We start from the raw sequence: 21,110 nt of genomic DNA on the forward strand, positions 1-21,110 counted from the left end.
TACTATTCCGCCTACCCCGGGGGGGGGGACTCCCCCGCGTGTTTCTCACCGGGGCCCGGGCGCGTCGGCTCGGAGGGGGCCGGGGGCCGCGTGGTCAGTTCCGGGCAAGGCCCCCTCGGGGGCGTGGCCCCCTGTCATGCGGAGCCGGTCAGGCCCGCCGCGTCCAGCAGGTAGGCGGTCATCGCGTCGTAGTGGCGCGGGTCGGTGACGTGGTCGTCCAGCGGGACGGTCACCGAGACCGTGCCCTCCGCCTCGGCGAGGAAGAGGGCCGGGTCGTTGCAGTCCGCGAAGCCGATCGCGTCGATGCCGCGCTGTCCGGCGCACCCCGCCCAGCCGTGGTCGGCGACGACCAGGTCGGGCAGCGGCCGGCCCTGTGCGGCCAGCGCGTCGAGGACCGCCGCCATCGGGCCGGGGGAGTGGGTGTGCCACAGCGTGGCGCCGCGCTCCAGCATGGCCACGTCGCAGAACTGGAAGACGCCGCCCTCGTCGGTGGACAGCCCGCCGGGGATCGCGATGACCTCGGCGCCGGCGGCCCGCACGGCCGCGGCCAGGGTGCGGTGGACGTCCAGCAGACCGCCGGGGTGGCCGGTGGCGAACAGCACCCGCTGCCCGCCCTCCACGGCCTTGCAGAGCATCCGGGCGGCGCGGTCCAGGGCGCTGATCGTCAGCTCGGGGTCGATGGTGTCCTGCCCGTAGAGGTACCCGGGGTCGGCCACGACCCCGCAGCGCTCGGCCATGACCGCCAGCACCGCCTCCTCGTCCGTCCACCGGTCGCCGAACTCCAGGCCGAACCAGTAGTGGCGGTCGCCCTCGGCGAGTCTGCGGTAGTGCGAGCGGTTGTTCTCGCGGGGAGTGGCGACGTCGCCCGCGATGCGCGTGCGTACGAGATGGTCGGCGAGGGCCTTGCGGGACGGCACGGTGACATGGGGCAGCATGACCCCCATTGTCGCCTGCTGTCGGACGTGCGTGCGGAGGGCCGCCGATCGACGCCGGTCCGTTACCTCCTGCCGGGACGTCAGAAAGCCCGCCGCGGCGGGGCGCACGGGTTCACAGCCAGCGCAGCGCGAACCACAGCTCCATGCGTACGTCCGGGTCGTCCAGGTCCGCCTCCAGCAGGGCCGCCGCGCGCCCGATGCGCTGGCGCACGGTGTTGCGGTGCACCTCCAGGGCGACGGCCGTACGGTCCCAGCTCCCGTGCAGGCCGATCCAGGTGCGCAGCGTCTCCACCAGGGCGGGCGAGTCCGCCACCGGCGCCAGCAGCTCCCGCGCCCTGGACCGGGCGTCGTCCGGGGTGACCAGTCCGCTCATGCCGGGGCCGGCTCCGCGATGGATCACCAGCGGCGCACGGGTGGCGACTGCCCGGCGCAGCGCGCCCGCGGCCTGGCCGTCCCCGGTGACGAGGGCGGCCACCGCGACCGGGCCGCTCACCCCGAGGGTCCACCCCGGCTGGGCGGTCACCTCGCGGCCGGCCGGCAGGAGGAGGCGTACGACGGTGTCGCCCGGCTCGATCAGCGCGGTGCCCAGCGCCGTGCCGAGGGCGGCGGCCGCCAGCGGTCCGGCCGGCCCGCCGCGCCTGCGGGCGTGCACGACGGCCCAGCGGGACTCCGGCCCCAGCAGCGGGGCCGCCTCCTGCGGCTCCGCGCCCAGCAGCAGCCGTACCAGAGCCGCCGACCGGCCCGCCTCCGCGCTGCCCAGATGCGGGCCGGTGAGCAGGGAGAGCAGGACCGCGGCGACGTTGGCGACCGCGTGGTCGCCCGGATCGGGGCGACCCGTGACCAGGACGAGCGCCGGCCGCTCGCTCGGGGTGCCGCCGGCCAGCGCGTACGCCGACAGGCGCGTCCCGCCGTGGGTGTCGGTCGCCGAGGAGGGCGCGTGCGCGTCCGGAGCCGGCAGGACCACCCCGGCCAGCCGTACCGCCGCCGCACGCGCCTGCGGGTCCGGGGCGGTGCCCGCCGCGTACACCTCGGAACCGTCCGGGGCGATCAGCGCGGCCCACGCGCCCAGGCGGCCGGCGAGCCTGCGCAGCACCGAGGGCACGGGGTCCGGGCGCCCGGCGGCCGCGGCGAGGGCCTGCTGTGCCTCGGTGACATGCCGCAGCTCACGGACCCGGGCCTCGCCCATGGCCTGCCAGACGGCCCGCGCGACCGCGGTGAAGGGGGTCCGCGGCGGCACCTCCACCAGCGGCAGGCCGTGCCGGTCGCAGGCGGCGACCAGCGCCGCCGGGGTCTCGTCGTGCACCGGGGCGAGACCGAAGCCGAGCGCCGCCGCCCCCGCCTCGACCGTGCGGGCCACGTAGCGGTCCAGGTAGGCGCCGGCGCCCGCCGCCGACGCGAAGTGCACCCCCGCGGTCAGCAGCAGCTCCCCGCCGAGCAGGTACGGGAAGGGGTCCTCCATCTCACTGGTGTGCACCCACTGGACGCGGACGTCCCGGTCGGCCGCGGACGGTCCCGCGACCTGACGCAGCCCGAGGTCGGGCAGGGCGAGCAGGGTGGCGAGCGGGATCGGCGGCGTGGGCGGCGCCAGGTCCTGACGCGGGGGAGCCATGTGCGTTTCCTCCATACGGACCGGGTGTGATGGATGAAACGTACACTTCAGCGCTTCTTCCCGGCCACCTATCGTCACCGCAAAGGAAAGCCCGCGGCACCGCCCGCGCGACCGATGGAGGAGGGCTCATGGCCGTCGACTACGCCGTGATCATCGGCTATCTGGCCGGCATGCTCGCCGTGGGCTGGTGGGGCATGCGCCGCGCCAGGTCCAAGAGCGAGTTCCTGGTCGCCGGCCGCAGGCTGGGCCCGTCGATGTACTCCGGCACCATGGCCGCGATCGTCCTCGGCGGCGCCTCCACCATCGGCGGCGTCGGCCTCGGCTACCAGTACGGCCTGTCCGGCGCCTGGATGGTCTTCACCATCGGCCTCGGCCTGCTGGCGCTGAGCGTCTTCTTCTCGGCCCGCATCGCCCGCCTGAAGGTCTACACCGTCTCGGAGATGCTCGACCTGCGCTACGGCGGCTCGGCCGGGGTCATCTCCGGCGTCGTCATGTGGGCGTACACGCTGATGCTCGCGGTGACCTCGACGATCGCCTACGCGACGATCTTCGACGTCCTGTTCGGGATGGACCGCACCCTGGCGATCATCCTGGGCGGCGCCGTCGTGGTGGCGTACTCCACGCTGGGCGGCATGTGGTCGATCACGCTCACCGACATGGTGCAGTTCGTGGTCAAGACCCTCGGCGTGCTGGTCCTGCTGCTGCCGATCGCGGTGATCAAGGCGGGCGGCTTCGCGGAGATGAAGGCGCAGCTGCCGAGCGAGTACTTCGCGCCGCTGGGCATCGGCGGGCAGACGATCTTCACCTACGTGCTGATCTACACCTTCGGCATGCTCATCGGCCAGGACATCTGGCAGCGGGTGTTCACCGCCCGCAGCGACAGGATCGCCAAGCTCGGCGGCACCGTCGCCGGTGTCTACTGCCTGGTCTACGCGATCGCCGGCGCCGTCATCGGCACCGCCGCCAAGGTGCTGTACCCGAACCTGGCCGCGGCCGACGACGCCTTCGCCACCATCGTCAAGGACGCGCTGCCGGTGGGCGTGCGCGGCCTGGTGCTGGCCGCCGCGCTCTCCGCGGTGATGTCCACCTCCTCCGGCGCGCTGATCGCCTGCGCCACCGTGGCCAACAACGACATCTGGTCGCGGCTGCGCGGCGTGGTCGGCCGCGGGCGGGACGACGAAGAGGGCGCGCACGACGAGGTCTCGGGCAACCGCGTCTTCATCCTGATCATGGGCGTGGTCGTCATCGTCACCGCCATCGCGCTGAACAACGTCGTCGAGGCGCTGACCGTGGCGTACAACCTGCTCGTCGGCGGGCTGCTGGTGCCGATCCTCGGCGGTCTGCTGTGGCGGCGCGGCACCGCGCCGGGCGCCCTCGCCTCGGTGGCCGTCGGCGGCCTGGCCGTCGTGGGCCTGATGGTCTGGAAGGGCATCCTGGCCAACGAGCCGGTCTACTACGGCCTGCTGGCCTCCCTCGTCGTCTACGTCGCGGTGAGCCTGACCACCAAGCCGACCGACGCCGCCGTGCTGGCGGCCTGGCGGGAGCGGCTGGCCGGACGGACCCCCGTCCCGGCCGCCGAGGGGACCGTCCCGGTCGGATAAGGTCACAAAGCGAGCAGAGCGCAACGAAGCGTACGAAAGAAGGCAGTTACCCATGAGCAGCACCGAACCGCGCGGCCCCATCGACTCCTCCCGCACCCCGCGGTACGCCGGTCCCGCCACGTTCGCGCGGCTCCCGCGCCTCGACGAGGTCGGCACCACCGACGTCGCCGTGGTCGGCGTGCCCTTCGACGCGGGCGTCTCCTACCGTCCCGGCGCCCGCTTCGGCGGCAACGCGATCCGCGAGGCCTCCCGTCTGCTGCGCCCGTACAACCCGGCGCAGGACGCCTCGCCCTTCGCGCTCGCCCAGGTCGCGGACGCCGGTGACATCGCCGCCAACCCGTTCAACATCAACGAGGCCGTCGAGACCATCCAGGCCGCCGCCGATGACCTGCTCGACACCGGCGCCCGCCTGATGACCCTCGGCGGCGACCACACCATCTCGCTGCCCCTGCTGCGCGCCATGGCCCGCAAGCACGGCCCGGTCGCCCTGCTCCACTTCGACGCCCACCTCGACACCTGGGACACCTACTTCGGGGCCGAGTACACCCACGGCACCCCGTTCCGGAGGGCCGTGGAGGAAGGCGTCCTCGACACCTCCGCGCTCTCCCACGTCGGCACCCGCGGCCCGCTGTACGGCAAGCAGGACCTCACCGACGACGAGAAGATGGGCTTCGGCATCGTCACCTCCGCCGACGTCTACCGGCGCGGCGCCGACGAGGTCGCCCAGCAGCTGCGCGAGCGCATCGGCGACCGCCCGCTGTACATCTCCATCGACATCGACGTCCTCGACCCGGCCCACGCCCCCGGCACCGGCACCCCCGAGGCCGGCGGCATCACCTCCCGCGAGCTGCTGGAGATCCTGCGGGGCCTGGCCTCCTGCCACTTGATCTCCGCCGACGTCGTCGAGGTCGCCCCCGCCTACGACCACGCCGAGATCACCAGCGTCGCGGCCTCCCACACCGCGTACGAGCTGACCACGATCATGACCCGGCAGATCGCGGCCGGCCGCGCATGAGCGGGCGCAACGGAGGCGACCTGGTCGTCGAATCCCTGACGGCGCTCGGCGCGACGACGGTCTTCGGCCTGCCCGGGCAGCACGCGCTGGGCGCCTTCGACGCGCTGCGGCGCTCGAAGCTGGAGTACGTGGGCCTGCGCGTGGAGAACAACGCGGGTTTCGCCGCGGACGCGTACGCCCGCGTCACGGGCGGCGCCGCGCCGCTGCTGGTCTCCACCGGCCCCGGCGCGCTGATGACGCTCGCCGCGCTGCAGGAGTCGGCCGCCGCCTCGGCGCCGGTCGTCGCCATCGGCAGCCAGGTGCCGGTCGCCGGGCTCGGCGGTGGCCGCCACGGCTACCTGCACGAACTCGCGGACCAGAAGGCGTCCTTCCGCGACATCGTCAAGTCGGTGCACACCGTCCGCACCGCGTCCCAGATCCCCTCGGCCCTCGCCGCCGCCTGGGAGTCGGCGCTGACCGCGCCGTACGGGCCGGTCTGGGTGGAGATCCCGCAGGACGTGCTGCTCGCCCCCGTCACGGTGCCGCCGGTCGGGGAGCTGGCGGCCGGGCCCCGGCCGCTGCGCCCTCGCGCCGAGCTGATCGCCGAGGCGGCGGTGCTGCTGTCCCGCGCCGAGCGGCCGGTCGTGCTGGCCGGCGGCGGCGTCGCGCGTTCGGGGGCCGAGGCCGAACTGCGCGCCCTCGCCGAGCGGCTCGACGCCCCGGTCGCCTGCACCTTCGGCGGCAAGGGGGCCTTCCCGTGGGAACACCCGCTGTCGCTGCGGAGCTGGCTGGAGGACCGGCACACCACCGACTTCCTGGAGGAGGCCGACGTCCTGCTGGTCGTCGGCTCCGGGCTGGGCGAGCTCTCCTCGAACTACCACACCTTCCGCCCGCGCGGCCGGGTGATCCAGGTCGAGGCCGACCTCGGCAAGCTGGAGTCCAACCACCCGGCGCTCGGCATCCACGCCGACGCCCGGCTCGCCCTCGGCGCGCTCGCCGCGGCCGTGGACGAGCGCCGCGACGCGGGCGCGCCCGAGGCGGTGGCGGCCCTGCTGGAGCGGGTCCGGGAGCGCCTCGACGGCCAGGACCTCGGTCTGGAGCGGCGCGTCCTCGCCGCCGTGCGGGACGCCCTCCCCGAGGACGCCCCCAGCTTCTGGGACATGACGATCCTCGCCTACTGGGCCTGGTCCGCCTGGCCCGGACCGATGCACTCCGCCCAGGGCGCCGGCGGCCTCGGCTACGGCTTCCCCGCCGCGCTGGGCGCGGCCGCCGCGGACCGCACCCGGCCCGTGCTGGCCGTCTCGGGCGACGGCGGCGCGATGTACTCCATCGCCGAGCTCGCCACGGCCCGGCAGTACGGCCTGCCCGTCACCTGGCTGATCGTCGACGACGGCGGCTACGGCATCCTGCGCGAGTACATGACGGACGCCTTCGGCGAGGCCACCGGCACCGAGCTGGCCCGGCCGGACTTCGTCGCACTCGCCGGGGCCTTCGGCGTCCCGGCGGTCCGTACGAGCCCCGAGCGGCTCCGGGACGACCTCGCGGACGCCCTCGCGGCACCCGGCCCCTCCGTGGTCGTGCTCCCCGCGCTGCTGCGGATGTTCGCGCCGACGCACCTGGGGTGAACCGGCGCCCGGTCCCGGCCGGGAGGGAGAAACGTTTCGGTGGGCTTTGTCCCGAGACCTCCGACCGAGCGCTGTCGGACCTTGGTCGTAGTTTTGTTGCAGGAGGATGAAATCCCCACTCCAGGGCGTTGTGATCCTCCGGCGAAAAGGACGGGACGGGAGGACACCGGGTGACGGCGAAGGACGACGAAGCGAAGGCCGGCGAGGCCGTGAGGGCCGAGGGCTGGCTGCGGCGGCTGATGGGGTACTGCTGGCGTTACCGGGGGAACGTGGGCCTCGCGCTCGGTTCCTCGCTCGCCGGCATGGCCGTGATGGCCCTCGTGCCGCTCGTCCCCAAGCTGATCATCGACGACGTCATCGTCAAGCACGACAAGCCGCTCGCCCCCTGGGCGGCCGTGCTGATCGCCGCCGCGGTCGTGGTCTACCTGATGACGTTCCTGCGGCGCTTCTACGGCGGCAGGCTCGCCCTCGACGTGCAGCACGACATGCGCACCGACATGTTCCACTCGCTCACCCGGCTGGACGGCGCGCGCCAGGACGAGCTCAACACCGGCCAGGTCGTCGGCCGGGCCACCAGTGACCTGCAGCTCATCCAGGGCCTGCTCTTCATGGCGCCCATGATGATCGGCAACGTCCTGCTCTTCGTCCTGTCGATCGTCGTGATGTTCGTGCTCTCGCCGATGCTGACCCTGATCGCCCTCGCCGTCGCGCCCGCCCTGTGGTTCCTGGCCGACCGCAGCCGCAAGCGGCTCTTCCCCGCCACCTGGTACGCCCAGGGCCAGGCCGCCGCCGTCGCCGGGATCGTGGACGGCTCGGTGACCGGCGTCCGCGTCGTGAAGGGCTTCGGCCAGGAGCAGCAGGAGATGTCCAAGCTGCGCTCGGTCAGCGAGCGGCTCTTCGCCGGACGGCTGCGCACCATCAGGTTCAACGCGCGCTACGGCCCCGCGCTCCAGGCGGTGCCCTCGCTCGGGCAGGTCGGCATGCTGGCGCTCGGCGGCTGGATGGCCGTGAAGGGCCAGATCACCCTGGGCACCTTCGTCGCGTTCTCGACCTACCTCGCCCAGCTGACCGGCCCGGTGCGCATGCTCACGATGATGCTCACCGTCGGCCAGCAGGCCAGGGCCGGAGTCGAGCGCGTCACCGAGCTCATCGACACCCGGCCCAGCCTGGAGGAGGGCGCCGGGCAGCTGCCCCACGAGGCCCCGGCCACCGTGGAGTTCGACCACGTCAGCTTCGGCTACGACCGCACCCGTCCCGTGCTGGACGACTTCTCGCTCACCGTCGAGCCCGGCGAGACCGTCGCCGTCGTCGGCGCCTCCGGCAGCGGCAAGTCGACCGTCTCGCTGCTGCTGCCGCGCTTCTACGACGTGACCGGCGGCGCCGTCCGCGTCGGCGGCCGCGACGTGCGCGACCTCACCTTCGACTCCCTGCGCGACGCCATAGGGCTCGTCCCGGAGGACAGCTTCCTGTTCTCCGACACCGTCCGCGCCAACATCGCCTACGGCCACCCCGACGCCACCGACGAGCAGATCCTCACCGCGACCCGGCACGCCCAGGCGGACGAGTTCATCAGCGCCCTGCCCGAGGGGTACGGCACCGTCGTCGGCGAGCAGGGACTGACCCTCTCCGGCGGCCAGCGCCAGCGCGTCGCCCTGGCCCGCGCCATCCTCACCGACCCGCGGCTGCTCGTCCTCGACGACGCGACCTCCGCCGTGGACGCCCGCGTCGAGGCCGAGATCCACGACGCGCTGCGCGAGGTGATGGCGGGCCGCACGACCCTGCTCATCGCCCACCGGCGCTCCACCCTCGCCCTCGCCGACCGGATCGCCGTGCTGGAGGCCGGCCGGCTGGTCGACGTGGGCACCCACGAGGAGCTGGAGGCCCGCTGCCCGCTGTACCGGCGGCTGCTCACCGACCCCGACGAGCTCGGCTCGGACGTCGTCACCCACGACCCCGCGGGCGAGGTCGTGCCGCTGACCGAGTGGCCCGGCGAGGGCGCGATCGCGGCCCCGGCGGCACGTCCCGCCGCCGAGGCGCCCGCGGAGGGCGGGGTGACGGCGGCCCTGTGGCCGCAGGACCGCCGGCACCGCGACGAGGACACCGGGCGGACCCAGTCGGCGCCCTCCCCGGCCGCCGCGCGCGGCGGCCCGGGCGGCATGGCCTCGGCCATGGCCGGGATGCCCGCCACCCCCGAGCTGCTCGCGCAGGTGGCGGCGCTGCCCCCGGCCCTGGACACCCCGGACGTCGACGAGGACCGGGCGGCCTCCGTCGAGAAGGACTTCGGCCTGCGCAGTCTGCTGCGCGGCTTCCGCGGCCCCCTGCTGCTCAGCCTGCTGTTCGTCGCCGTCGACGCGCTGGCCGGGCTGCTGCTGCCGGTCCTGATCCGGCACGGCATCGACTCCGGTGTGCGGCAGGCCGCGCTCGGGGCCGTCTGGGCCGCCTCGCTGCTGGGACTGGCCGTGGTCGCCGCGCAGTGGGGCGCGCAGTGGGGCTCCACGCGCCTGACCGGCCGTACCGGCGAGCGCGTGCTCTACACGCTCCGGGTGAAGATCTTCTCCCACCTGCACCGGCTCGGGCTCGACTACTACGAGCGCGAGCTGAGCGGCCGCATCATGACCCGGATGACGACCGACGTCGACGCGCTGTCGACGTTCCTGCAGACCGGACTGGTCACCGCGCTGGTCAGCGTGCTCACCTTCCTCGGCATCCTGGTCGCGCTGCTGGTGATCGACGTCCAGCTGGCGCTGATCGTCTTCGCCACCCTGCCGGTGCTCTTCGTCGCCACCTGGGTCTTCCGCCGCAAGTCCGTGAAGGCCTACGAGCTGGCCCGGGAGCGGGTCAGCGTCGTCAACGCGGACCTGCAGGAGCACGTCGCCGGACTCCGCGTCGTACAGGCCTTCCGGGGCGAGCGCGGCGGCGCCGAGCGCTTCGCCGACCGCAGCGACGCCTACCGGCAGGCGCGTGTGCGCGGGCAGTGGCTGATCTCGGTGTACTTCCCCTTCGTGCAGCTGCTGTCCAGCGTCGCCGCCGCCCTGGTGCTGATCGTCGGCGCCCACCGGGTCGGCGCGGGCACGCTCACCGCAGGCGCCCTGGTGGCCTACCTGCTCTACATCGACCTGTTCTTCTCGCCCGTGCAGCAGCTCTCCCAGGTCTTCGACGGCTACCAGCAGGCGTCGGTGTCCCTGGGCCGCATCCGCGAACTGCTCCGCACGCCGACCGCCACCCCGCCCGCCGGGTCCCCGCGCGGCGTCGGCTGGCTGCGCGGCGAGATCGCCTTCCGCGACGTGCACTTCCGCTACACCGAGGAGGGCGCCGAGGCGCTGTCCGGGATCGACCTGCGGATCCCCGCGGGCCAGACGGTGGCCTTCGTCGGCGAGACGGGCGCGGGCAAGTCGACCCTGGTCAAGATGGTGGCCCGGTTCTACGACCCGACCTCGGGCGCGGTCCTCGTCGACGGCCAGGACATCCGCGAGCTCGACCTGACCGGCTACCGGCAGCGGCTCGGCGTCGTCCCGCAGGAGGCCCACCTCTTCGAGGGGACGGTCCGCGACGCCATCGCCTACGGGCGGATGGACGCCACCGACGCCGAGGTCGAGGCCGCGGCCCGCGCCGTCGGCGCCCACGACATGATCGCCACGCTGGACGGCGGCTACCTTCACTCGGTCTCCGAGCGGGGCCGCAACCTCTCCGCCGGACAGCGGCAGTTGATCGCCCTGGCCCGCGCCGAGCTGGTCGACCCCGACGTCCTGCTGCTCGACGAGGCGACGGCCGCCCTGGACCTGGCCACCGAAGCCCTGGTCAACCGGGCCGCCGACCGGCTCGCCGTACGCCGCACCACCCTGGTCGTCGCCCACCGGCTGACCACCGCCGCCCGCGCCGACCGGGTCGTCCTCCTCGACCACGGCCGGGTCGTCGAGGACGGCACGCACGAGCAGCTCCTCGCCGCCGACGGCCGCTACGCCGAGCTGTGGCGCACCTTCGTCGGCGAGGACGAGAGCAGCGAGGCCGTCGCCTAGGCCCCCCTTGGTGCTCCCGCGGCCCGGACCCCGGTGGTCCGGGCCGCCGCTCTTTGCCCAACGCCCCCTGGCGGTGGGCCACTTCCTCCTCATAGGTTCACGGGCGACGCCCGTCGAACCCCGAAGGAGGGGGCATGCGCAACGCGCTCAGATGGCTGCTGGCGCTGGTGCTGCTCATAGGCACCGCCGGCGGTGGAGTCGCCACCGCGACCGCTGACGAGCCGGACATCAAGGACCGCATCCTGGCGATACCCGGGATGAGCCTGATCGAGGAGAAGCCGGTCACCGGATACCGCTTCTTCGTCCTCAACTACACGCAGCCGGTGGACCACCGGCACCCGTCCAAGGGGACGTTCCAGCAGCGGATCACCGTGCTGCACAAGGGGACCGACCGGCCCACCGTCTTCTACACCTCCGGCTACGGCCTCTCCACGACCCCCTCCCGCCGCGAGCCGACGCAGATCGTGGACGGCAACCAGGTCTCCATGGAGTACCGCTTCTTCACCCCGTCCCGTCCCGCCCCCGCCGACTGGTCGAAGCTCGACATCTGGCAGGCCGCCAGCGACCAGCACCGCATCCACCGGGCGCTGAGCCGGATCTACGCCGAGAACTGGCTCGCCACCGGCGCCAGCAAGGGCGGCATGACGGCCACGTACTACCGCCGCTTCTACCCGCACGACATGGCCGGCACCGTCGCCTACGTCGCCCCCAACGACGTGGTCAACGACGAGGACTCCGCCTACACCCGCTTCTTCCGCACCGTCGGCACCGCCGACTGCCGGGCGCGGCTGAACGCCGTGCAGCGCGAGGCACTCGTCCGCCGCGGCGAGATCGTCGCCCGCTACCAGCAGTACGCCGCCGACAACGGGCTGACCTTCACCACCGTCGGCAGCGCGGACAAGGCGTACGAGAACGTGGTGCTGGACCTGGTGTGGGCCTTCTGGCAGTACCACCAGCAGTCGGAATGCGCGGACGTGCCCGCGGCGACCGCCACCACGGACGCCCTCTACTCCTTCGTCGACTCCGTCTCCGGCTTCGACTTCTACACCGACCAGGGCCTGGAGTACTACACGCCGTACTACTACCAGGCGGGCACGCAGCTCGGCGCTCCGACCTTCGCGACCCCGCACCTGAAGGGCCTGCTGCGCTACCCCGGGATCTACCAGCCGCGTTCCTACGTGCCGCGTTCCATCCCGATGCGCTTCCAGCCCCGCGCGATGCACGACGTCGACACCTGGGTGCGCCACCACGCCGAGCGCATGCTCTTCGTCTACGGCCGGAACGACCCGTGGGGAGCCGAACCGTTCCGCCTTTCGCGAGGGGCGCACGACTCGTACGTGATGTGGGCGCCCGGCGCCAACCACGGGGCGGTCATCGGCGCGCTGGGCGCGGCCGACAAGGCGAAGGCCACCGCTGAGGTGCTGGAGTGGGCCGGGGTCGCCCCCGCGGCCGTACGTGCCGACCCTGAGGCGGCCAAGCCGCTGGCGGCCTACGACGCCAAGCTCGACCGGAGCACCGAGGCCGCCGGCCGGCTGCCCTTCTGATCGGGTGTCAGAGCCGGCTGGCGCATCCCACGCCCGCCGGCCCGCCGCCCACCCCGACGTACAGCGCCGTCCCCCGGGGGCAGGACCGGCGGTCGCGGGCCAGCTCCACGACCCGGAACTGCGGGGGGTGCGACCCCGAACCGTCGCAGGGCGTCTCCTTCACCTGTCCTCTCCGGGAGCTGTAGACGCAGTCGCCCGCGATCGTCCGGGGCTCGCCGCCCCCGCCGGGATCCCCCGGGTGCGGGGCCTTCAGGTTGCGCATGCAGACGTACCCCTGGGGACGGGCGGCGGTGACGGTGAGCAGGAAGTCCGTGGTCGGCGGGCAGCGGTCGCCGATCCGCGGGGTGGGCGAGGGAGCGGGCGAAGGCGAGGCGGGCAGCAGCCCGTACAGCCGGCCGACGACCCGGGCCCGGGCGCCCGGGTCCGAGCACGCCACCTCCCGGTAGGAGCCCACCGGGTCGCCGGCCGCGCACTCCCCCTGGTCCAGGAAGACCGCGTCGTGCGTGGCGGGTGAGGCGTCCGGGCCGGCGGCGCTGCTGCCCGTGCCGCCCGCCCCCGGCGAACAGGCGGCGAGCAGCACGGCGACCAGCCATGCCGCACCCAGGAGTTGCCCGGACAACACGCGCATGGCGGCCCCCCACCCGTCCCCCCGGGCGAGTTGCCCGTTTTCGGCAGGATAGGTGGCGTGGCCCGTTCCCGGGAGGGGCCGCCCCGCGCGTGGCGGGTTCAGTACCGCAGGCCCCAGCCGACGGGATAGAGCGTCCGCGCCGGGTCGTCCGCCGCCGGAACGGCCACCGGCAGCTTCCCGCGTGGCCGTACCTTGCCCGCCAGCACCCGTGCGGCCGCCCGCATCGACACGTCCGTCCAGCCGTAGGTGGCCAGCGCGGCGGCCACCCCGTCCAGCCGTGCGGCGTCGTAGGGGTTGCGGATCGCGATCTGCACCACCGGCACGCCGGTCGCGACGAGCGCGGCCACCAGCGCGATCTGACCCGTCGACGCACCGGTGACGTTGTACGTGGCCACCACCACGGCGTCCTTGTCCCGCGCGGCGGCCACCGCCTGGTCGATCGCGGCCTGGCCCGGCGCGGTCCCGGTCGACAGGACCTGCGCGGTGTGCCCGAGGCCGGCCAGGGCCGCGCCGAGCACCGCGGTGGGCGGCCCGCCGGTGCCCGAGGGCGCGGCAGGGTCGGCGCCGACGACCAGCAGCCGGCGGTGCGCGGGCAGCGGCAGCGCCCCCTGGTTCGCCAGCAGGGTGACGGTGCGTCCGGTGATCCGGTCGGCCTCCGCCAGGTGGCCGCGGGTGCCGACCACCCGGTCCACGCCGCGGTGGGTGACGTACGGGTCGTCGAGCAGCCCGCGCCGCGCCTTGAGCATGAGGACCCGGGTGAGGGACTCGTCGAGGCGTTCCTCGGTGAGCTCGCCGGACTTCACGGCGGCCAGGACGCCCTGCCAGGCGGTCTCCAGGACCGGCGGGTTGAGCAGCTGGTCGGCGCCGGCCTTCAGGGCGAGCACCGGGACCCGGTCGTCGCCGTACTTCTGGCGCACGCCCTCCATGCCGAGGGAGTCGGTGACGACCACGCCGTCGTAACCGAGTTCCTCGCGCAGGATGCCGGTGAGGATCGGGCGGGAGAGGGTGGCGGGGTCACCGGAGTCGTCGAGGGCGGGCACCAGGATGTGCGCGGTCATGATCGAGTCGATGCCGGCGGCGATCGCCGCGCGGAAGGGCGGGGCGTCCAGACGCCGCCACTCCTCGAGCGAATGCGTGATGATCGGCAGTTCGAAGTGGCTGTCGGTGCCGGTGTCACCGTGACCGGGGAAGTGCTTGGCGGTGGCGACGATCCCGGCCCGCTGGTAACCCTCCACCTGGGCGGCGACGAGCGCGGCGACGGCCTTCGGGTCGGCGCCGAAGGAGCGCACCCCGATGACGGGGTTGGCGGGGTTGACGTTGACGTCGGCGACCGGCGCGTAGTCCTGGGTGATGCCCATCGCCGCCAGTTCGGCCCCGGCGACGGCCGCGGCCGACCGGGCGTCCGCGGTGCTGCCGCCCGCACCGAGCGCCATCCCGCCGGGGAAGAGCGTGGCGGGGGAGCCGACCCGGGCGACGGCGCCGTGCTCCTGGTCGGTGGAGATCAGCAGGGGGATCCTGGAGGCCCGCTGTATGCCGTTGGACAGGTCGGCGATCTGGTGCGGATCGCGGGTGTTGTGGGCCCACGCGAAGTAGATGATGCCGCCGACGTGGTACTTGGCGATCAGCTCGGCCGCGTTGGAGACCCCGATCTCGGCCTGGTTCGCGGCGACGTCGGCCGGATCGGGGGCGGTGGCCGAATGGCCGTACACGCGCATGACGAAGAGCTGGCCGATCTTCTCCTCGATGCTCATGCGGTCGATGAGCGCACGGACGCGTCTGCGGTCCGTCGCGGCCGCGTTCGCGGTGCCCGGGACGCCGAGGGCGAGGGCGGTGGAGGCGGCCGCGGCGGCACCGAGCACCGTACGGCGGGACGGATGGGGACTGCTGTGCATGACGGACTCCTTCCGGCAGGAGGTGGGGGGCGTGCTGAAAGAAACCTTCAAGCAGACACGCTTAGCCGGAAAGTTATTGTCAGTCAATGAGTTGGGCACGCGCCGGGACGAGCCGGGACGGCACCGCGAGCACCGCCGCGTAGTGCTGGGTCTGGATGCAGCGGATGGTCTCGTCCCCGGTGGGGGACGCCGACAGTTCCCGCCGGCCGATGGTCAGGACGGCTCCGGTGGGCCGGCAGCCCGTCAGCACGAAGCCGAAGCGCCGCTCGTCGCCGCGCTGCGGATGCCGTGCCAGTTGCTCGCGCAGCGCGGCGGCCCCCTTGCGGGGCAGACCGGCGAGGAAGGCCTCGAGCTGCCGGGACGAGGTGACCTCGGAGCTGCGGCGGCCGCCGGGCGCCCGGGTGTCCTCGAGACCGCCGAACGCCAGCGTGTTCCCCGGGGCGGGCGGATCGGCCCGCGGGTCCGTCTCCTGCGCGAAGCGCGGCCGCTTCGGCATCCGGTCGCGCGGCACCTCGAACACGACGACCACCTGGTTGGCGACCAGGCACTGGCCCATCGGGGTCTGTGCGAGGCCGAGCACCAGCCGGTCGCCGCTGCGGAAGAGGATCGCGTCCTTCGTGCTGTTGCAGCCGGTGGTGCGGCTCCAGGCGACCAGGACCGAGCGCGAGAAGTCGGTCCGTGCGGCGCGCTGGGCGATGGCGTCGGCGATCTGCGGCGCCGACTTCATGAAGTAGCCGGGGAAACGGCCCAGGTCGCGCTCGTCGTCGAGGACCGTGTGCACCGCGGGCACCCCGCGCGTGGTCTCGGTGAAGTACACGCGCCGGGTGGAGACCGCCCCGTTCACCGGCGGGGACGCCGCGGTGGGCGGTGCCGGGTCCGCGGAGGCGGAGGCGGAGGTCGCCGTGCCCGGGCCGGCGGGCGCGGTGGTGATCGCGGAGGGGGCGGGGCCGCCACCGGCGTTGTCGGAGGGGGGTGCACCGGTGGCGGGCTGCTGCCGGCCGCATGCGGCGGAGAGGGTCGTCAGTGACGCGGCCAGCAGCGTGACCGACACCGCTTTGCGGAGATTTCCCAGCAGCATGCCGGTTGGACGGGATCGGTACGGAAGCGGTTCCCTGCGGGTGGGTGACATCCGCCCATGGTCAGGCAACAACCAGGGGGTAGTGGACGCGCAACGCCCGAACCGTCTCCGTGATGGCCGGACGTCGCGACGCCCCCGTCCGCCACAAGGCGTACAGCCGCCGCACGGGCGCCGGCTCCAGCGGCACCACGACCACGCCGTCCGGCACCGGCCCGCGCCCCAGCCGCGGCACCAGCGCGATCCCCAGACCGGCCGCCACCAGCGCCAGTTGCGTCTGGTACTCGGCGACCTGGAACGCCAGGTCCGGCTCGGTACCCGCCTCCCGCAGGGTCCGCACCAGCCAGTCGTGGCACACGTGTCCGGGCGGCTGGCAGATCCACCGCTGGTCGACGACGTCCTCGCGGACCAGCGCCGCGCGGGCCGCCAGCGGATGCCCGGCGGGGACGAGCACGTCGCAGCGGTCCTCGCCGATCACCACCCGCTCCAGGCCCTCGGGCGCGGGCAGCGGGGCGATGTCCCAGTCGTGCACCACGGCCAGGTCGACGACGCCGCGGGAGACCAGGTCGACCGACAGGTGCGCGCCCTCCTCCACCAGCCGCAGCTCCAGCGACGGGTGGGCGGCCGTCAGCCCGGCCAGCACCTCCGGGAGCAGACCGCGCGCGGCGGTCGGGAAGGCGGCCATGGTCAGCCGCCCGGTGGGGCGGCCGCGCCGTTCCTCCAGCGCCACCTCGGCCCGCTCCACGATCGCCATCAGCTCCTGTGCGGTCTCCGCCAGCAACTGGGCGGCCTCGGTGAGCGCCACGCCGCGGCCCTGCCGCTCCAGGAGCGTCGTACGGGTCTCCCGCTCCAGCTTCGCGATCTGCTGGGACACCGCGGACGCGGTGTAGCCGAGGGCCGTGGCCGCCGCCCCCACCGATCCGTGCACATGCACGGCGTGCAGCGCCCGCAGCCGGGCCAGGTCCAGCATCCGTTCACCTCGTCATCCCGTGCGCCAGAGGCACACCGTTCAGCAACGCTGAAGCCGACAGTGCAGCAATACTCGCTAGTGCTTAAGAGTACGGTGCCCGATGCTGGAGCGATGCGACCGGTACACCTCGCCCTCGCGGTCCTCGTCGCCGCGGTCTGGGGCGTCAACTTCGTGGTCATCGAGGTCGGGCTGGGCGACTTCCCGCCGCTGCTCTTCTGCGCCCTGCGCTTCCTGGTCGCCGCCGTGCCCGCGGTCTTCTTCGTCCGCCGGCCCGGCGTCGCGCTGCGCTGGGTCGTGGCCGTCGGACTCGTCCTCGGCGTCGCCAAGTTCGGCCTGCTCTTCATCGGCATGGACCAGGGCATGCCCGCCGGGCTGTCCTCGTTGGTGCTGCAGGTCCAGGCGGTCTTCACCGCCCTCCTCGCGGTCGCCCTGCTGGGCGAGCGGCCCGGCCGGGCGCGGATCGCGGGCATGGGCGTCGCGTTCGCGGGGATCGGCGTCGCCGCGTACGACGAGGGCACCTCGGGGCCGCTCGGCGCGTTTGTGCTGGTCGTCGCGGCCGCCGCCCTCTGGGGGCTGTCCAACGTCCTCACCCGGCGCGCCGCCCCGCCGGACGCGCTGAGCTGGATGGTCTGGGTCAGCCTCGTCCCGCCGCTGCCGCTGCTCGCCCTCTCCCTGGTCTTCGAGGGCCCCGCCGCGGACGCCGCCGCGCTGCGCGGCCTCGACTGGAGCGGCGCCGGCGCGATCGTCTACGTCGCCTGGGTCACCACCGTCCTCGGCTTCGGCGCCTGGGGTTTCCTGCTGCGGACGTACGACGCCTCCGCGGTGGCCCCGTTCTCCCTGCTCGTCCCGGTCTTCGGCATGACCTCGGCGGCCCTGCTGCTGGACGAGGGCGTCGGCCCGCTGCGCTGGGCGGCCGCCGTGCTGCTGGTGGGCGGCGTCGCCGTGACCTCGCTGGGCTCGCTCCGGGCGGGCGCCGGGCTCAGGCCGACTCGCCGAGCAGCCGCAGCAGGTGCGAACGCCCCCGCGACAGCAGCTCCGGCAGCGCCCGGACCTGCGGGTACCAGAGCTTCTCGTACTCCCAGCACAGCCAGCCGTCCCAGCCCGCGCGGCTGAGCACCTCCACCGTGCCGGCCAGCGGCAGCGCCCCGTGGCCGAGCGGCAGCGGGGTGGTGTCCTCCGCCGAGGACACGTCCTTGACCTGCACGTAGCCCAGGTAGGGGGCGAGCACCGGGTAGGTGTGCTCGGGCTGTTCGCCGCCCAGCCAGGGGTGCATCACGTCCCACAGCGCGCCCGCGTGGTGATGGCCCACCAGGCCCAGGATCCGCGCGACGTCCGCGCCGGTCCGGTGCGAGTCGTGGGTCTCCACCAGCACCCGCACGCCCGCGTCCGCCGCCTCCGGGGCCACCGCCGCCAGCCGGCGGGCCGCCCGGGTGTCGGCGGCGTCCCCGTCGTCGTCACCGGCGCCGGGGAACACCCGTACGTAGGGGGCGCCGAGGTCGGCGGCGAGGCGTACGTGGTCGCGCAGGCCGCGCAGCGCCGGAGCGTCCTCGCCCGGCGCTGCCACCTGCACGTAGGAGGCGACCGCCAGGACCGCGACACCGGAGCCCCTGAACTCCCCGGCCACATCGGCGCGCTGCCGCTCCGTCAGTCCGCTGTGCACCGGCTCCTCGTGGCCCGCCCGCAGCTCCACGCCGTGGTAACCGTGCTCCGCGGCGAGCCGGACCACGTCCGGCACGGGGAGCCCCGGCACGCCGAGGGTCGAGAACGCGAGCTTCACTTTTCGGACGTTACAGCACCAGCCGCCAGTCCTGCCCGACGAGATCGCGGCCGAAACTGCGATGCGGCTTCTCCCCGACGAGCTCGAAACCGGCCGCCTCGTAGATCCGCCGGGCGGAGACCAGCACGTCGTTCGTCCACAGCACCAGCTCGCGGTGACCGGTCGCGCGGGCGTGCCCGACGCAGGCGTCGACCAGCCGCCGGCCGATGCCGTGGCCCCGGGCGGCCGGGTCCACCAGCAGCAGGCGCAGCCGTGCCGTGCCGGGCTCGTCGGTGCGAACGCAGAAGACGCAGCCGGCGCGTTCGCCGTCCAGTTCGGCGATCCACGCCCGCTCGTGGCCGTCCGCGACGATCCGGGCGACGAGGGTCTCGTACTCGGCGTTCCAGCCGTACTCCTCGGCGTAGACCTCGGCATTGCGCTGGACCACCCAGCCGAGGTCGCCGGGCCGCGGCTCGCGCAGCCGGACCCGTGGCCCGGGAGGCGCGCCCGGCGCGGCGGTGCCGCCGAGGACGTCGCGGACGGTGCGCATGGCCTCCGTCAGACGTTCGCGGTCCCGCGGGGCGAGCCCGCCGACCATGGTCGCGACGGCCTCCCGCGACCGGTCCTCCAGGAGCCGGGCGGCCTCCCGGCCGTCGGGGGTCAGCTCCACGCGCTGCCGCCGGGCGTCCCGTGGTGACGGCGCGCGGGTCACCAGTCCCCGCTCCCCGAAGGCCGCCAGCATCCGGCTGAGCTGCCCGGCGTCCACGGACAGGGCCGTGCGCAGGTCGGCGGCGTCCAGCCCGCCGCCGGCGGCGTGGGCGAGCTCGTACAGGACGCGGGCCTCGGTGAGGGTGTACGGGGTGTGCAGATGGCGGCTGTAGTCGAGCGCGCCGATGAGGTTGGTGTAGAAGCGGTTGAACGCCCGGATCTCCTGGACGGCCACGGCGGGTTCCCCTCGCGGAAATTCTTTGACTGCGTCAAAGGTATCCCTGTGGGGCGGTTCTGGACAGGCGCCGGCGCGCCGGGTGTCCCGGAGGCCCGCGTGCCGCTATGCGCCGCTTCGCGGTGCCGCCGTCGAGGCGCGCACCATCAGCTCCGTCCGTACGGTCGCGAGCCCGCCGGGAGGCGGTGCCTGGCGGCCCATGACCAGGCGGCCGGCGCGGGCGCCCGCCTCCTGCAGCGGTATGCGCACCGTCGTGAGCGCGGGCGCGGCGTCCACGCTGAAGGGCAGGTCGTCGAAGCCGGCGACCGAGACGTCCTCGGGGGTGCGCAGCCCGCGCTCGCGCAGCGCCGCGCAGACGCCGAGCGCCACCGTGTCGTTGGCGGCGACGACCGCGGTCAGCCCGGGCTCGCGGCGCAGCAGTTCCAGCGCGGCGTCGTACCCGGAGGAGCGGTCGTAGTAGCCGTGCACGGTGAGGCGGTCGAGCTCGGCGGGGGAGCCCGCGAGCCTGGCCTCGGTCAGGGCGGCACGGTGGCCCTCCAGGCGGTGCCGGGTGGTGCTGCGCTCCGCGGGGCCCGCGACGTAGCCGATGGTGCGGTGGCCGAGGGCCAGGAGGTGCTCGGTGAGGCGCTGCGCGCCGCCGCGGTTGTCGAAGGCGACGGTCATCACGGCGTCCGCGGCGGGGCCGGGCAGTTCGGCCAGTTCCGGCAGGGGCGGGCGGCCGCACAGGACGATCCGGGTGCCGGAGGCGGCGAGCCGGGCGAGGCGGGCGGCGACGGCGGCGCTGTGCCCGGTGCCTTCCACGGCGCCCCCGGTGAGCACCACACCCGCGGCACGCTGCCGCTCCAGCAGGGTCAGGTAGTTGAGCTCGGCCTCGGGGGAGCCCCCCGTGTTGCAGACCACGGCGAGTTTCCCGGCGCCCGAGGGCAGCCCGGGCGGATGCTCGGTGCCGCCGCTGATCTCGCTCTGCACGGCGCTGGCGATGAGCCCGAAGAAGGGGTCGGCGACGTCGTTGACGAGTACCCCGACCAGGTCGGAGGTGGCGGCGGCCAGTGCGCGGGCGTGCCCGTTCACGACGTAGTCGAGGTCGTCGACGGCCCGCAGGACCCGCTCGCGCGTACTGCCCGCGACCGGGTAGTTGCCGTTCAGGACGCGCGACACGGTTGCGGCGGACACTCCGGCGCGCGCCGCCACGTCGGCCAGGGTCACTGCCATCTTGTCTGTTTCCTCCGGGTCGGTCCTCCTCGGGCCGTCCGCCCGTAGCCGCACATGCTCTCACCTCGGAGGCCGGTGGGGGAGCGGAGTCGCACAGCACATTGCGCGGGGTGCTCCACCGCCGTGGGGTCACTCTATGGGAAAGCGCTTTCTGTCGTCATTCGGGAGCCGCGGGGCGCGGCCGTGGCCGGGGGCCGGGCCCGCTCGTGACCCCGGTCCCGGCTTCTCCGCCGCGCGCGATCCGGTCGCGCCGAAGGCCCCGGCCTGGGAGGCGTGTTGACGCTCGGGAGCGGTGGCCGCCGCCGAGCGC

At 74.2% G+C, this 21,110-nt stretch carries 14 protein-coding genes and 1 pseudogene; 6 read left to right on the forward strand and 9 right to left on the reverse strand.

What is annotated here, in order from left to right; genetic code table 11:
• Positions 1-134 precede the first annotated feature (134 nt).
• Complete coding sequence (locus ACFV3E_RS04855) at positions 135-944, reverse strand: phosphatase (RefSeq protein WP_500533398.1); 810 nt, start codon at positions 942-944, stop codon at positions 135-137.
• A gap of 103 nt (positions 945-1,047) precedes the next feature.
• Complete coding sequence (locus ACFV3E_RS04860) at positions 1,048-2,544, reverse strand: PucR family transcriptional regulator (protein WP_500533399.1); 1,497 nt, start codon at positions 2,542-2,544, stop codon at positions 1,048-1,050.
• Between the two features lie 128 nt (positions 2,545-2,672).
• Between ACFV3E_RS04860 and ACFV3E_RS04865 the strand changes: the two genes are divergently transcribed.
• The 5 genes from ACFV3E_RS04865 (at position 2,673) to ACFV3E_RS04885 (ending at position 12,324) form a co-directional block, all read left to right on the forward strand.
• Positions 2,673-4,145, forward strand: coding sequence for a sodium:solute symporter family protein (locus ACFV3E_RS04865; protein ID WP_500533400.1), 1,473 nt, complete (start codon positions 2,673-2,675; stop codon positions 4,143-4,145).
• Between the two features lie 52 nt (positions 4,146-4,197).
• Complete coding sequence (gene speB, locus ACFV3E_RS04870; protein ID WP_499511985.1) at positions 4,198-5,160, forward strand: agmatinase; 963 nt, start codon at positions 4,198-4,200, stop codon at positions 5,158-5,160.
• Positions 5,157-6,764: a thiamine pyrophosphate-binding protein gene (locus tag ACFV3E_RS04875; RefSeq protein ID WP_500533402.1), complete on the forward strand. Its 1,608-nt coding sequence runs from the start codon at positions 5,157-5,159 to the stop codon at positions 6,762-6,764. Before speB ends, ACFV3E_RS04875 begins: the two co-directional genes overlap by 4 nt.
• 239 nt (positions 6,765-7,003) lie before the next feature.
• On the forward strand, positions 7,004-10,780 hold the full coding sequence (locus ACFV3E_RS04880) for an ABC transporter ATP-binding protein (protein WP_500533691.1): 3,777 nt from the start codon (positions 7,004-7,006) through the stop codon (positions 10,778-10,780).
• 134 nt (positions 10,781-10,914) lie between these two features.
• Positions 10,915-12,324, forward strand: coding sequence for a S28 family serine protease (locus ACFV3E_RS04885; RefSeq protein WP_500533404.1), 1,410 nt, complete (start codon positions 10,915-10,917; stop codon positions 12,322-12,324).
• 7 nt (positions 12,325-12,331) lie between these two features.
• Here the strand turns inward: ACFV3E_RS04885 and ACFV3E_RS04890 are convergent, their stop codons facing one another.
• The 4 genes from ACFV3E_RS04890 to ACFV3E_RS04905 form a co-directional block, all read right to left on the reverse strand.
• Positions 12,332-12,952, reverse strand: a complete 621-nt coding sequence (locus tag ACFV3E_RS04890) for a hypothetical protein (RefSeq protein ID WP_500533405.1) — start codon at positions 12,950-12,952, stop codon at positions 12,332-12,334.
• 98 nt (positions 12,953-13,050) lie between these two features.
• The gene (locus tag ACFV3E_RS04895) at positions 13,051-14,844 is read right to left on the reverse strand and encodes a glycoside hydrolase family 3 protein (RefSeq protein ID WP_500533406.1); all 1,794 of its coding nucleotides are present in this window, start codon (positions 14,842-14,844) and stop codon (positions 13,051-13,053) included.
• A 79-nt stretch (positions 14,845-14,923) separates the two neighbouring features.
• On the reverse strand, positions 14,924-15,922 hold the full coding sequence (locus tag ACFV3E_RS04900) for a hypothetical protein (protein WP_500533407.1): 999 nt from the start codon (positions 15,920-15,922) through the stop codon (positions 14,924-14,926).
• Between the two features lie 61 nt (positions 15,923-15,983).
• A complete protein-coding gene (locus ACFV3E_RS04905) occupies positions 15,984-16,889 on the reverse strand; it encodes a LysR family transcriptional regulator (protein WP_500533408.1) in 906 nt (301 codons plus the stop codon).
• A 111-nt stretch (positions 16,890-17,000) separates the two neighbouring features.
• Between ACFV3E_RS04905 and ACFV3E_RS04910 the strand changes: the two genes are divergently transcribed.
• Positions 17,001-18,002, forward strand: a complete 1,002-nt coding sequence (locus ACFV3E_RS04910) for an EamA family transporter (protein WP_500533409.1) — start codon at positions 17,001-17,003, stop codon at positions 18,000-18,002.
• A gap of 10 nt (positions 18,003-18,012) precedes the next feature.
• On the opposite strand, the pseudogene ACFV3E_RS04915 reads toward ACFV3E_RS04910, so the two are convergent.
• From ACFV3E_RS04915 to ACFV3E_RS04925, 3 genes and pseudogenes are all read right to left on the reverse strand, one after another.
• Positions 18,013-18,666 (reverse strand): annotated as a pseudogene (locus ACFV3E_RS04915) (sugar phosphate isomerase/epimerase family protein); the annotation flags it as partial.
• Positions 18,667-18,676: 10 nt separating this feature from the next.
• A complete protein-coding gene (locus ACFV3E_RS04920; RefSeq protein ID WP_500533410.1) occupies positions 18,677-19,588 on the reverse strand; it encodes a bifunctional helix-turn-helix transcriptional regulator/GNAT family N-acetyltransferase in 912 nt (303 codons plus the stop codon).
• A 105-nt stretch (positions 19,589-19,693) separates the two neighbouring features.
• Positions 19,694-20,800 carry a LacI family DNA-binding transcriptional regulator gene (locus ACFV3E_RS04925; RefSeq protein ID WP_500533411.1) on the reverse strand — a complete coding sequence of 369 codons (1,107 nt, stop codon included), beginning with the start codon at positions 20,798-20,800 and terminating at the stop codon, positions 19,694-19,696.
• Positions 20,801-21,110 lie beyond the last annotated feature (310 nt).

This window comes from Streptomyces sp. NPDC059718, assembly GCF_042733315.1.
Lineage (GTDB): Bacteria > Actinomycetota > Actinomycetes > Streptomycetales > Streptomycetaceae > Actinacidiphila.